Raw genomic sequence first — 11,926 nt, forward strand, 5'->3', positions numbered from 1 at the left:
CGGGGTGCGCGGCGGTACCGCCGTCCTCCCGCACCGTCCACCGTGCGGGTGGAAGCGCCATGACGAGGGGACGTGATCATGGCCGTCCCCGGCCGGGGCGGGCTCAGGCGGCGACGGTCGGGCGGCGCCGGCCGGCCTTCGGCAGGTCGGTCGTGTCGGGCGCCTCGAAGCCCGGTCGGTGGAGGCCGCCGCGCACCCCGCGGGCGCCGAGGTGCATGACGAAGGCGAGCACCCGGGCGACCGCGGTGAACAGCTGCGGCGGCACCTCCTGGCCGAGGTCGCAGGAGGCGTGCAGCGCCCGGGCCAGGGGGATGTCCTGGACCATCGGGACCCGGGCCTCCGCGGCCTTCTCGCGCAGCTTCGCCGCGACCGCCCCGGCGCCCTTGGCGACCACGCGCGGCGCGCCCTGGGCGGCGTCGTACCTGAGGGCGACGGCGACGTGGGTGGGGTTCACCAGCAGGACGTCGGCCTCGGCGACCTCGCTCATCATCCGGTTGCGCGACATCGCCATCTGCACGCCGCGGCGGTGCGCCTTCATGTACGGATCGCCCTCGGACTGCTTGTACTCCTGCTTGATCTCGTACTTGCTCATCCGGAGCTCCTTCATCATCTTCTTCCGCACGACGACGTAGTCGGCGACGGCGATGACCAGACCGGTGACGGCGACGACGCGGAACATCAGGACGGCCGAGTCGGTGAACGTGGCCGCGACGGCGGAGAGCGGCAGCGCGCCCGCGGAGGACACCAGCGCCTGCGCCCGATCGCTGGTGATGATCACGACCGTGCCGAGGGCGGCCGTCTTGATCAGCGCCTTCGTCGCCTCCCAGATGCCCTGGGTGCCGAACATGCGCTTCAGGCCGGGGAACGGGTTGAACTTCTTCAGCTTGGGCTGCAACGGCTTGGCCGTCGCGTGCACGCCGCCCTGGGCGGCCGACGACGCCACGCCGACGACCATGAGCGCGAGCGCGGTCGGGAGCAGGGTGGTCAGGAAGGCCCTGAGCGCCAGGCCCAGCAGCGCGGTCACCGCGGTCGGCTCGGGGTTCTTCACCACCGAGCCGACGTGCACGAACAGCAGCTGGACGGCGTCGAACGCGTTGCCCACGAGCATGGGCAGCAGGAAGCTGGCCGCCGCCACGCCCAGCCAGGTGCCGAGCTCCTGGGTGCGCGGGATCTGCCCGTCCTTGCGCGCCTTCTTCAGGCGCTGGGGAGTCGGCGCCTCGGTCTTCTCACCGCCCGGTCCGTCCTTGGCCATCAGCCGCCGCGCAGGGAGATCATGGCGCGGGTGCCGTGCTCGAGCAGGCCGTCCAGGGCCGGGGGCAGCAGCGGGAAGGTGAGCCCCAGCATCGCCAGGGTCAGCATGATCTTCACCGGGAAGCCGAGGGAGAAGACGTTGAGCGCGGGCGCGGCCCGGCTGAGCAGGGCCAGCGCGACGTCGGCGAGCAGCAGCACCGCGACCATCGGCCCGGCGATCTGCAGCGCGGCCAGGAACATCATCGAGAACGCGGTGATCAGCACCGCCGCGATCTGGTCGGTCGGTACGTCGCCGCCCACCGGCAGGCCCTCGTAGGAGGTGGCGAAGCCCTTCACCATCAGCAGGTGCCCGCCGCTGGTGAACAGCAGGGTGGTGGCCAGCAGGTAGTGCAGCTTGCCCAGGGAGCCGTTCTGCGTCATCGCCAGCGGGTCGTAGCCCGGCTGCAGCGAGAAGCCGCCGGCGAGGTCGAGGATGTCGCCGGCCATCTGCACCGCGGTGAACAGCACCTGGACGACGAAGCCCAGCGCGGCCCCGATGACCACCTCGGTGAGCGCGGTGACCAGCAGGAAGCCGGCCGTCGGCGCCGGCAGGGTCGGTGCGATCTGGGTCGACAGCAGCACCGACAGCGACAGCGCCAGCGCGCCCTTGACCGCCCCCGGGATGACCCTCGCGTTGAACGGCGGGGCGAAGAGGACGAAGCCGGCGGCGCGCGCCGTGCCGAGGAGCAGGGCGGCGAGGGTGACCGCCGGGACCGAGAGGTCCACGGCGCTACGTCCGGTCGAGCAGCGCCGGCAGCTGGTCGAACAGGGTGTGGGTGAAGCTGACCAGCTCGGCGAGCACCCAGTTCCCGGTCACCAGCAGGGCGATGGAGACGGCGATCATCTTCGGGACGAAGGAGAGGGTCGCCTCCTGGATCTGCGTCGCCGCCTGGAACAGCGAGATCAGGAAGCCGACCAGCAGCGCGGTCAGCAGGATGGGGGCCGCGACCTTCGCGGCGACCATCATGGTCTGCGCGGCGATCTCCGTGACGTCGGCGTCGCTCATCGCTACCCGGCCCCCCCGTACGACCCCACGAGGGCGGTCGTGATCAGCGCCCAGCCGTCGACGACGACGAAGAGCAGCAGCTTGAAGGGCAGCGACACGATGGTCGGCGGGACCATCATCATGCCGAGCGCCATGAGCGCGGCGCTGACGAGCATGTCGAGCACCAGGAACGGGATGAAGATGACCAGCCCGATGATGAACGCGCTCTTCAGCTCCGACAGGACGAACGCCGGGATCAGCGTCGTCATGCTGACCGATGCCGCGTCGGCGGGGGCCTCCTCGCCGGACAGCCCGATCATCAGCTTCAGCTCGTCCTCGCGGGTGTTGTCCAGGAGGAACTCGCGCAGCGGCACGACCCCGGCGTCGTAGGCCTGCGAGACCGACATCGCCCCGTCCATGTACGGCTGGACGGCGAGCTCGTTGATGTCGGTGAACACCGGGCCCATCACGAACAGCGTGAGGAACAGGGCGATGCCGGTGAGCACCTGGTTCGGCGGCGACGTCGCCATGCCGAGCGCGTTCCGGGTGAGCCCCAGCACCACGATGATCTTGGTGAACGAGGTGGCGAGCAGCAGCACCGACGGCGCGACCGACAGCACGGTGATCGCGAGGATCAGGGTGATGGAACTGCTCGGCGAGCCGTCGCCGATGGAGATGTCCACGTTGCCGTCGACCGCCGGGGCGACCGGAGCCGTCGGGGCGGTGGGCGCAGTCGGTGCGGCCGACACGGGGTCGGCGAGCAGGAGCGCCGCCACCGCGGCGGCCACGAGCGCGAGCAGGACGACGGCGGTGCGGCGCCGCGCCACCCGGTGGCCGTCCGCTCGCGGCAACGGCCGCACGAGGGCGGTCATGGCTTGCGGACCGTCCGCTCGCGCAGCCCGTCGACCAGCGTCCCCCAGCTGTTCCGGTCCAGGACGGAGCCGGCGAGCACCCCGGTGGAGGAGCGGGCGACCTGTGCCGGGATCGCCGGTGCGTCCTCGGCCTGCTCGCCGGCGGCGCGCAGCCGGGCGGGGGCGCGCCGCTCGGCCAGCGCGGCGTCCACGGCCGCGCCGTCCACCTCGGCCAGCAGGGTGACCTGTTCCTCGGTGGCGCCGATGACCAGGACGACGTCGGCGATCCGGACCACGTTCACGGTGCTGGTGCGGCCCATGCGCTGCCGGGCGACGACCTCGATCAGGCCGTTGCCCTGGCCGAGGCCCTTCTTCTTGGCCAGCCGGGCGGCGAACCACAGCACGCCGCCGATGAGGGCCAGCGACAGGAACAGCCGGATGATCATCCAGGTCATCGGGCCGCCTCGCTCTCCCCCGCGAGCGGGAGGTCCCCCCAGCTCGGCGGTGCGACCACCGTGGCGGCCCCCGGACGCGGGGTGGGCAGGTCGCTCACGAGGCCGCGGCCCCCAGCTCGGCGGCGTCGGTCACGATCTCGCTGATCCGCAGCCCGAAGTCCTCGTCGACGACGACCACCTCGCCGCGGGCGATGAGCGTGCCGTTGACCAGCAGGTCGGCCGGGGCGCTGGCGGCGCGGTCGAGCTCGACGACCTCGCCGGGGTGCAGGGAGAGCAGCTCCTGCACCGTCATCCGGGTGCGCCCGATCTCGACGGTGACCTCCATGGCCACGTGCCGGAGGAGCTCGAGGCTGCCGCGCTGGCCGCGGGTGGCGGGGAGGGTGACCTGGAGGGCCAGGGTCGCCTGGTGCTCGCCGTCGGCCAGCAGCGGGACGGCGACGAACATGCCCTTGTCGCGCAGCCCGTCGAGCGCGGCGACCGGCTCCTCGGTGCGTTCGGCGGCCACCCGGACCCGGCCCAGGGTGGCGGCGGCCGCCTCGAGCGCGGGGCGCAGAGCCGAGGCGACGTCCAGCTGGCCGACGGGGGAGTTCTCCAGGGCGTCGACGACGTCGCCGGAGACCACCAGGACGACGTCGCCGGACACCTCACCGGAGAGCGCGGCGGTCACCGCGACGGCCGCGGCCAGGGGGAGGGGGGCGGTGTCGGGGTCGCTGACCGGGGCGCCGGCCGTCAGCACGGAGGTCGAGGGGACCAGGGCGGCGGCCGCGCGGGCGGCCGCGGCGACGACCGCCGTCACGGTCTGGGAGTCCTGCGAGTCGGTGCGGGGCGCGGTCATGCGGAGTCCTTCGCGGCGTGCGGAGCGTGCGGGGTGGGGACGATCGAGGCGGCGAGTCGGCGCCGGTGGTTGCTGGCGATGGCGTAGGCGAACGTCACGTCGTTGGTGGTGACCTCCAGCGGGCTGTCCCGCGGGTGGCGGAGCAGCAGCACGTCGCCGACGGCGAGCGAGAGCAGGTCGGACGAGGAGACCGTGAGCGGGGCGAACCGCACGCTCACGTCGACCGGGACGAGGTTCAGCCGGGCGGCCAGGGCCTCCTGGGCGCGCTGCCGCTTGCGCAGCGCGGACTCGGACAGCTGCGGGGACGCCGCGTTGTTGAGGGCCTGGGCGAACGAGGAGAACGGCAGCACGAGCGTCGCCTCGCCCTCGCGGCTCCCGACGGCCATGCCGAAGGTGGCCACCATGACGGTGTCCGAGCCGGCGGCGGCCTGGGCCAGCTGGGGGTTGTACTCGCGGCCGACGAGCACCGGCTGGATCTCCGTGATCGAGCCCAGGGAGGTGGCGAACTCGTCGAGCAGCCGCTCGAGCAGATGGTTGGTGATGGTGGTCTCCATCGCCGTCATCGGCCGGTTCGGCTGGGTGGCGTTCCCGGAGCCGCCGAGCATGTGGTCGACCATCGACATCGCGATGTCGAGGGGGAAGGCGAGCAGCCCCTTGCCGGCCAGCGGCTCCATGGTGAACGTCGAGATGAAGGTCGGGTTGGGCAGCGTCCCGATGTAGTCGTCGTAGGAGAACTGCTCGATGCCGACCAGCTCGAGGCGGGCGCCGGCGCGGAGGAACGTCGTCAGGATCGTCGTCGCCTGGCGGGCGAAGCCCTCCTGCGCGATCTGCATGACCCGCACGTGCTCGCGGGAGAGCTTCGTCGGGCGGCGGAAGTCGTAGGTGCGGGGCGCCCCGCGGCGGCTGCGGCCGCCCGGACCGGCGGCGGAGGCGGATGCTGCGGCCGGGGCCGGCGCGGCGGCCGGGGCCGGTCCGGTCTCGGGGGTGGTCACGCAACCGTTCATCGGCGGGGAGCGGAGCGACCCTGACCGGTGCTAGCGGTACCGCGGACCGGCTGGTGCGGCTGGTGCGGCTGGTGCGGCTGCGACGCGGCGGGCGGGGCCCCGTCTTGTCGGGAGAGCAGCGGAGTGGGGGACCGCTCGGTAGCGGCCCCCCACTCCCCCAGGCCTGGTCAGGCCGGGGTGTGCATCACGCCGGGCAGTTCACGGTGTACGTCCACGCAGTGCCGGGGATCGGCCCGGTGACGACCACGGTGACCGACGTCGCCGTGCCGGCCGGGACGACCACGGTCGCCGAACCTGCTCCCGGACCGGACACCGTGATCGGGTGACCAGTGCCCGGGTCGGTGTACCCGGTGTCCCCGCGGAAGCCCGAGTCGTAGATCAGCGCGCCCTCGTAGAAGACCTGGAAGCGATCGGGTACGGAGATGGCGTCGAACTGGAACAGGAACGAGGTTGGGCCGGACGTCCCGAGCTCATGACCTGTTGTCGTGACGCCCTGACCACCCGAGATGGTCTCCGCGTCGCAGGGCTGGACGACGACGGGCATGCAGTTGCCCGCGGGGTCGATCGCCATCCCAGGCGGAACGGTCGCCTGATCGCCCGCGATGTTGGGGCAGAGGTCGACAGGAGGGGTGGTCGACGTCGGGCAGCCGGTCGGCGGAGCCGGAATGATGTCATCACCGTGCTCGACGTGGCCGGCCAGGGCCTTCTCGCTGACGGTGATGCTCACATACGGATTTTCCGCACTGCCCGTGGAATGACAGATGGTGATCTTTCCGGGCGGCGCAGCTGATGACGTACCGGCCGTTACCAGCAGGCTCAACAACATCAGGGCCAGAGTCGAAAATAGGGTCAGCGGGCGCAGGGCTGCTCTCACGGAAGACCTCCCAGGAAGGGGTCGTTGATGGGGGCGTCACCGAATCACCGACGTGGCGAGAGGGTCAATAGGTCACGAGCGCGGCAGGTGGAAATAGGTCCCCGGCGAGCGTTCGCTGAACCTCGCTATCGGCTCGTCATCACCATGCGGTAATGCGCCGTGAGATATCCGTGAGGATGAGCAGGGACCTTGGGCCCGATACTCATGCGCACCCACCGGGAGTGACCAAAGCCCGCCTAGCTGTTATGGCACGTGCCATCAGGGTCGCAGTGCTCTAGCCATGCAAGAAGCAAAGTGGTCTCGCCGATACCGGAGGTCACGCCAGGTGGCGGTTTCCTGGTCCGAGCCGTCTCGGTGAGGCGACGTCTCGGTGCAGGGGTCAGGCCGGTTGGCGCCGAAAGCCGATCGCCACGTCGACTCATGCATCCGCTGCACATAGCGAGGCGGACCATTGCGGGCGGTCCCGGCGGGTCCGGCGGGCCGGGCGGTCCCGGCGGGCCTGGCAGGGGCGGCTTCCCAGGACGACCTTGCCGGCCGTCAGGGGCGAGCCCGGTCCGGTGTCAGGCCGGAATCGGGACCCGTGCCGGTCGGTCGGGTGTCATGTCGAACGAAGGCATGCCATTGCTTGGCCATCCGGTGACAGGCGTCCGAAAGGAATGGGGGGCGGGACATGTCGAGCGGGGGTCGCGCTATCCGAAGCGCGATCCCGCAGCAGGTGATCCTTTCTCGCCCTTCTCCGAGCGTTGAGTAAAACCGCTTCTCTTGCACTAGCGGGCACGTGGCCAGCAGCTTCACCTTCGGGTGTCACGGCGGAATGAGGATCCGACAACCTTCAACGGTCCGTGCCCGAATGGTCGAAGCGGTATTCCGGCTCATCTCCTGCGCGGGGAGGCCTTTGGCGAGTCGTCATCGAGAATGGTTAGCGCGACCTTCCGGATGCGACAGGGATCATGGCCAACTTCGAATCGGATATCCTGGCATCGCCGTCGAAGATGCGGCGGTGGCCGTTCTGCAGGCAGCTCCCCAGGCCTCGACTTCGGATCCGCGGCATTCAATGCAAGGGTCGTCAATGAGGAGTGCGACGAGAATGGTGAACGGTAAGAGTGCGAGCAGGTCCGCAACACTCGGCCGAAGCAGTAGAGGGGCGCCGTCCCGACGTTTCGTAGTCCGGACGTCGATCTGCGCAGATGTGGTCTCCAGGCATGGGAGTGGCCGATGGTGGCACTGAGGTCTCCCCGCGTACGCGCGCCGGCCACGGGACGCTCCCGCCGCGGCAGGGCTACTGGGTGACGTACTCCGTGTAGTAGATGCCCATGACGGCCTTGGCCCCGTGGTAGGTGTAGGCCTCGATGATCTTCTGCTCCAGCGACTCCTTCAGTGCCTCGCGGGCACCGACGACGTCGGCCGGCTTGGCCTGGGAGAACGTGGAGATGATCAGGTCCATGGCCTTGGAGCCGTCCGGCCCGCCACCGCCGTGGCCGCCGCCGGCGGCGCCCTCCTCGGTCAGCTCGAGCGAGACGCCGATCTTCAGGTAGCCCCCTCCGGCGAGGTTCACCGCGACCGGGTCGAGCGGGAGGAAGGTGCCGCTGGACACCGGCTCGGCGTCGGCCTCGGCCTCGCCCGCCCCGGCGAACAGGAAGAAGTAGGCGGCACCGACCCCGGCGAGCAGCACGACGGCCAGCACGAGGAAGAGCTTCTTCCTCCCGCCCGTCGCCTCGGTCTCCTCGACGTCGGCGGGGGCGTTCTTGTTCTTCGTGCTCATTCGGGGTCTCCCTGGTTGGCGGCGTCGATGCCCGGCAGGAGGGCGTTGGCCTCCGCGGAGGCGGTGGACAGGACGACGACGTCGACGCGCCGGTTGACGGTGACGGCGTTCGCATCCGACTCGGGCACCAGCGGCCGGGTCGAGGAGTAGCCGGTGGCGGACATCCGCGGCTGCGGGACGCCCTCGGCGGCCAGGTACCGCAGCACGGTGGTGGCGCGGTAGGTCGACAGCTCCCAGTTCGAGGGCCACGGACCGCCCCGGGTGACCGGGAGGTGGTTGGTGTGCCCCTCGACCCCGAGCTCGTTGGGCAGCGCGGTGACGGCGGGGGCGACGGCGGCGAGGATGGCGCGGCCCTCGGGCCGCAGCACCGCCTCCTCGGCGTCGAAGAGCACCTGGTCGGCCACGATGTGTACGACCAGGCCGCGCTCGTCGATCTCGTAGCGCGCGGCGCCGGCGTAGCCGGCCGCGGCGAGCGCCGCCTCGATCCGGTCGCGGGCCGCGGCGAGCTCGGCGTACGCCTGCTGCGCCTCGGCGGCGACCCGCTCGGCGCGCTCGGCCGCCGCCTGGGCCGCGGCCTGGTCGACCTGCGCCTGCTGCACCGTCGGGTCCGGCGGGATGGCGGAGGCGATGTCGATCACGGCCGGCAGCCCGTCGAGCACCGAGCCCTCGGGGGTGGAGCTGGGCTGCACGGTGATCGGGGTGCCGAGCGTCTGCGCCAGGCCCTTGGCCAGGGCGGCGAACTTGGCCTGGTCGACCTGGCTCATGGCGAAGAGCACCACGAAGAGCACGAACAGCAGCGTCATCATGTCCGCGTAGGACACCATCCACCGCTCGTGGTTCTCGTGCTCCTCCTCCTCGTGCTTCTTGGCCCGGCGGCGACCGTGCCCGGTGCTCACGGCGCGCCCTCGCCGGCGCTCGCCGGCACGGTCACGCCGCCTCCTTGGCCTGGGATCCCGGCGGGACGAGCGAGGTCAGCTTCAGGCGGACCGCCCGCGGGCTGGTGCCGGCCTGGATCTCGGCGATGCCCTCGACCAGCAGCTCCATCTGCGCGGCCTGCAGCTCGCTGACCCGCAGGATCTTCGCGCCCATCGGCAGGAACCAGAAGTTCGCGGCCATGACGCCCCACAGCGTGGCGATGAACGCCGCGGCGATCATCGGGCCGAGCGACTCGGGGTTGTTCAGGTTCCCCATGACGTTCATCAGCCCGACGATGCAGCCGACGATGCCGATGGTCGGGGCGTAGCCGCCCATCGTGTTCATGAACTTGGCGGCGACCTTGTCCTCGGACTTCTTCGCCGCGATCTCGCTCTCCAGGACGGCGCGCAGCTCCTCGGGGTCGGTGCCGTCGATGCCCATCTGCAGCCCGCGCTTGAGAAAGGGGTCCTCGATCTGCTTGACCTGGGCCTCGAGCGCGAGGAGGCCCTCCTTGCGGGCCTTCTCGGCGAGGCCGACCAGCGTCTGGATCTGGTCGGTGGGCGGCGGCACCTTGGCCGGCATCAGGGCCATCTTGAACCAGCCGGGCAGCTTCTTGATGTCGTCCATGGTCTGGCCGGACATCGCCGCACCGAACGTGGCGACGACGACCAGGATGATCGCCGGCAGGAAGAGCAGCGACGCGGGGTCGGCGCCCTCCATGACCATGAAGATCATCAGGGCCGCGAGGGAGACGACGAAACCGATCACGGTGGCCGGATCCACGGGTCAGCGCTCCTCTCGGATCGGGAAGGGCACGACCGAGGAGTCGCCGACCGGCTGCGCGGGGACGTGCGGGCGGTAGCTGCCCCGGTCCATCGCGTAGGAGAGGGCGAGGATGCCGGCGCGGTGCTCGCGGATCTCCTGGAGGACCTCGTCCACGCTCTCCCGCACCACGTACTTCGTGCCGTCCACCAGGGAGGCGACCGTGTCGGGGTGGGCCTCGACCTTCTCGATGAGGTCGGGGTTGAGCGCGAACTGGTCGCCGTTCAGGCGCGTCACTCGGATCACGGGTCGGTCCTCTTGCTCGGTGGGGCCCGTGGAACGGGCAGCACTGTTGTCATCGGCCCGGCGACGGGCTTCCTTGAGCCGAAGCGCCCTGGGCGGGGGCGTGTGACGGACGGCCCGGTCACCCTTCCGGGTGACCGGGCCGTCGGCCGGTGGAGGCGGGTGCGTCAGCGCTTGAGGTTCACCAGGTCCTGGAGGATCTCGTCCGAGGCGGTGATCACCCGGCTGTTCGCCTGGAAGCCGCGCTGGGCGACGATCAGGCTGGTGAACTCCTCGGAGAGGTCGACGTTCGACATCTCCAGGGCGCCGGAGGAGAGCACGCCTCGGCCGCCGGCGCCGGCGATGCCGATCGCCGCGACGCCGGAGTTGTCGCCCACGCGGAAGGAGGAGTTGCCCGCCTTCTCCAGGCCGCTGGGGTTGTTGAAGGCGGCCATCGCGAGCTGGCCCAGCGGCTGCCGCAGCCCGTTGGAGTAGACGCCCATGATCGTGCCGTCGTTGGCCAGCTGGAACGACTGGAGCGAGCCCAGCGCGTAGCCGTCCTGCTCGGGGGCGGTGACCTCGCTGGAGCCGGCGAACTGGCTGATCGTGCCGAGGTCGACGGCCACCGGGCCGGGCCAGCCGGCGGCGGCGGGGTCGAACGCGATCCCGCCGGCGGGTGCGGTCATGGTGCCGGCGACGTCGAAGGTCACGGTCCCGTCGAAGGCGGTGCCGTCGGCGTTGGTCAGCGCCAGCGCCGCGCCGCCGGCGTTCTGGACGGTCAGGTTCCAGGTGTCGCTGGCGGTCTTGGTGAAGGTGTAGGTGACCCGCTGCTCGACGCCCTGGGCGTCGTACATCTTGGTCGGGGTCTGCACGAAGGCCCCGACCACCGCGGCGGCGTTGAGGTTGCCCTCCAGCCGGCCGGTCGTGGTGGCCGACGGGTTGACGATCTGGCCGTAGGGCACGGACAGGTCCTGGATCGGGCCGTTGGGGTTGATGGCGCCGTCCGCGCCGGCCACCCAGCCCTGCAGGATGCTGCCGTCCGGCGTGACCAGCCGGCCGTTGGCGTCGAAGTCGAACGAGCCGGCCCGGGTGAACAATTGCTCGCCACCGGCGCCGCGGGTGACGAAGAAGCCGTCGCCCTCGATCATGAAGTCCGTCGAGCGGCCGGTCGACTGGGTGGCCCCGTTGGTCCAGTTCGTGGTGATGCCCGCGAGCTTGACGCCGAGGCCGATCTGGGCCGGGTTCGTGCCGCCGCGGTCCGCCGCGGGGGCGCCACCGGCGCGCACCACCTGCGAGAGCGTGTCCTGGAAGACGGTGGAGCTGCTCTTGTAGCCGACGGTGTTGACGTTGGCGATGTTGTTGCCGGTGACGTCCATCTTGGTCTGGTGGGCACGCAGACCGGAGATGGCGGAGAACATGGAGCGGAGCATCGGGGTCTCCTCCGGGAGGGAGCTGGGGTGGGGGTGCGGGTGGGCGTCGGTCAGCGGGTGCCGACGTCGGTGATCCGGCCGAGCGGCACGGCGACGCCGCCGACGGTGGCCACGGCCTCGACCGTGTCGGTGCCCAGGCGGACCGAGCTGACGACGCCGGTCCTCGCGGCGCCGGTCGAGTCGGTGTAGGTCACGGTCTGGCCGACCATGGCGCCGGCGCTGCTCGAGCGCTGCAGCGCCAGCATCGAGGCGTTCTGCTTGGCGATCTCCTCGAGCTTCTCCACCTGGCTGAAGGTGGCCGTCTGCGCCATGAGCTGGTTGGTGTCGGCCGGGTTGCCCGGGTCCTGGTACTTCATCTGCGCGACCAGGAGCTTGAGGAACGTGTCCTTCCCCATCTGGTCCCCCCGGTCCACGCTGCTCGTGGCCGAGTAGGTCGAGGCGACGCTGGTGGCTGCGCTCACTGCGTCCGGCATCGGTGGTC

Annotated in this window: 14 protein-coding genes; all 14 read right to left on the reverse strand. The window is 71.1% G+C overall.

Annotation, left to right across the window (positions count from 1 at the left end):
• Window positions 1-103: 103 nt before the first annotated feature.
• Window positions 104-1,252, reverse strand: coding sequence for an EscU/YscU/HrcU family type III secretion system export apparatus switch protein (locus tag ACI790_RS02345; RefSeq protein WP_456568177.1), 1,149 nt, complete (start codon window positions 1,250-1,252; stop codon window positions 104-106).
• A complete protein-coding gene (gene fliR / locus ACI790_RS02350; RefSeq protein ID WP_456568178.1) occupies window positions 1,252-2,016 on the reverse strand; it encodes a flagellar biosynthetic protein FliR in 765 nt (254 codons plus the stop codon). Before fliR ends, ACI790_RS02345 begins: the two co-directional genes overlap by 1 nt.
• 4 nt (window positions 2,017-2,020) lie before the next feature.
• Window positions 2,021-2,296 carry a flagellar biosynthesis protein FliQ gene (gene fliQ, locus ACI790_RS02355; RefSeq protein ID WP_456568179.1) on the reverse strand — a complete coding sequence of 92 codons (276 nt, stop codon included), beginning with the start codon at window positions 2,294-2,296 and terminating at the stop codon, window positions 2,021-2,023.
• Between the two features lie 2 nt (window positions 2,297-2,298).
• Complete coding sequence (gene fliP / locus ACI790_RS02360) at window positions 2,299-3,147, reverse strand: flagellar type III secretion system pore protein FliP (protein WP_456568180.1); 849 nt, start codon at window positions 3,145-3,147, stop codon at window positions 2,299-2,301.
• The gene (locus ACI790_RS02365) at window positions 3,144-3,581 is read right to left on the reverse strand and encodes a FliO/MopB family protein (protein ID WP_456568181.1); all 438 of its coding nucleotides are present in this window, start codon (window positions 3,579-3,581) and stop codon (window positions 3,144-3,146) included. The genes fliP and ACI790_RS02365 overlap by 4 nt, the downstream gene beginning before the upstream one ends.
• Window positions 3,582-3,675: 94 nt before the next feature.
• Window positions 3,676-4,416, reverse strand: a complete 741-nt coding sequence (fliN, locus tag ACI790_RS02370; protein ID WP_456568182.1) for a flagellar motor switch protein FliN — start codon at window positions 4,414-4,416, stop codon at window positions 3,676-3,678.
• Window positions 4,413-5,408: a flagellar motor switch protein FliM gene (locus ACI790_RS02375; protein WP_456568183.1), complete on the reverse strand. Its 996-nt coding sequence runs from the start codon at window positions 5,406-5,408 to the stop codon at window positions 4,413-4,415. Before ACI790_RS02375 ends, fliN begins: the two co-directional genes overlap by 4 nt.
• Window positions 5,409-5,604: 196 nt before the next feature.
• Window positions 5,605-6,294, reverse strand: coding sequence for a hypothetical protein (locus tag ACI790_RS02380; RefSeq protein ID WP_456568184.1), 690 nt, complete (start codon window positions 6,292-6,294; stop codon window positions 5,605-5,607).
• Between the two features lie 1,279 nt (window positions 6,295-7,573).
• On the reverse strand, window positions 7,574-8,056 hold the full coding sequence (locus ACI790_RS02385; RefSeq protein ID WP_456568185.1) for a flagellar basal body-associated FliL family protein: 483 nt from the start codon (window positions 8,054-8,056) through the stop codon (window positions 7,574-7,576).
• Window positions 8,053-8,952, reverse strand: coding sequence for a flagellar motor protein MotB (locus ACI790_RS02390; protein WP_456568186.1), 900 nt, complete (start codon window positions 8,950-8,952; stop codon window positions 8,053-8,055). Before ACI790_RS02390 ends, ACI790_RS02385 begins: the two co-directional genes overlap by 4 nt.
• 31 nt (window positions 8,953-8,983) lie before the next feature.
• The gene (locus ACI790_RS02395; protein WP_456568187.1) at window positions 8,984-9,754 is read right to left on the reverse strand and encodes a motility protein A; all 771 of its coding nucleotides are present in this window, start codon (window positions 9,752-9,754) and stop codon (window positions 8,984-8,986) included.
• A 3-nt stretch (window positions 9,755-9,757) separates the two neighbouring features.
• Window positions 9,758-10,039 (reverse strand): flagellar FlbD family protein, encoded by a 282-nt coding sequence (locus ACI790_RS02400; RefSeq protein ID WP_456568188.1) that lies wholly within the window; start codon window positions 10,037-10,039, stop codon window positions 9,758-9,760.
• Between the two features lie 164 nt (window positions 10,040-10,203).
• Window positions 10,204-11,445 (reverse strand): flagellar hook protein FlgE, encoded by a 1,242-nt coding sequence (locus tag ACI790_RS02405; RefSeq protein WP_456568189.1) that lies wholly within the window; start codon window positions 11,443-11,445, stop codon window positions 10,204-10,206.
• A gap of 50 nt (window positions 11,446-11,495) precedes the next feature.
• The gene (locus ACI790_RS02410; RefSeq protein WP_456568190.1) at window positions 11,496-11,918 is read right to left on the reverse strand and encodes a flagellar hook assembly protein FlgD; all 423 of its coding nucleotides are present in this window, start codon (window positions 11,916-11,918) and stop codon (window positions 11,496-11,498) included.
• Window positions 11,919-11,926 lie beyond the last annotated feature (8 nt).

The organism is Blastococcus sp. SYSU DS0539 (assembly GCF_054050855.1).

Coding starts and splice junctions, on each gene's coding strand:
- fliQ (WP_456568179.1), bottom strand. CDS start 2,296: ATGAGCGACGCCGACGTCACGGAGATCGCCGCGCAGACCATGATGGTC.
- fliN (WP_456568182.1), bottom strand. CDS start 4,416: ATGACCGCGCCCCGCACCGACTCGCAGGACTCCCAGACCGTGACGGCG.
- ACI790_RS02385 (WP_456568185.1), bottom strand. CDS start 8,056: ATGAGCACGAAGAACAAGAACGCCCCCGCCGACGTCGAGGAGACCGAG.
- fliP (WP_456568180.1), bottom strand. CDS start 3,147: ATGACCGCCCTCGTGCGGCCGTTGCCGCGAGCGGACGGCCACCGGGTG.
- ACI790_RS02365 (WP_456568181.1), bottom strand. CDS start 3,581: ATGACCTGGATGATCATCCGGCTGTTCCTGTCGCTGGCCCTCATCGGC.
- ACI790_RS02405 (WP_456568189.1), bottom strand. CDS start 11,445: ATGCTCCGCTCCATGTTCTCCGCCATCTCCGGTCTGCGTGCCCACCAG.
- ACI790_RS02345 (WP_456568177.1), bottom strand. CDS start 1,252: ATGGCCAAGGACGGACCGGGCGGTGAGAAGACCGAGGCGCCGACTCCC.
- ACI790_RS02410 (WP_456568190.1), bottom strand. CDS start 11,918: ATGCCGGACGCAGTGAGCGCAGCCACCAGCGTCGCCTCGACCTACTCG.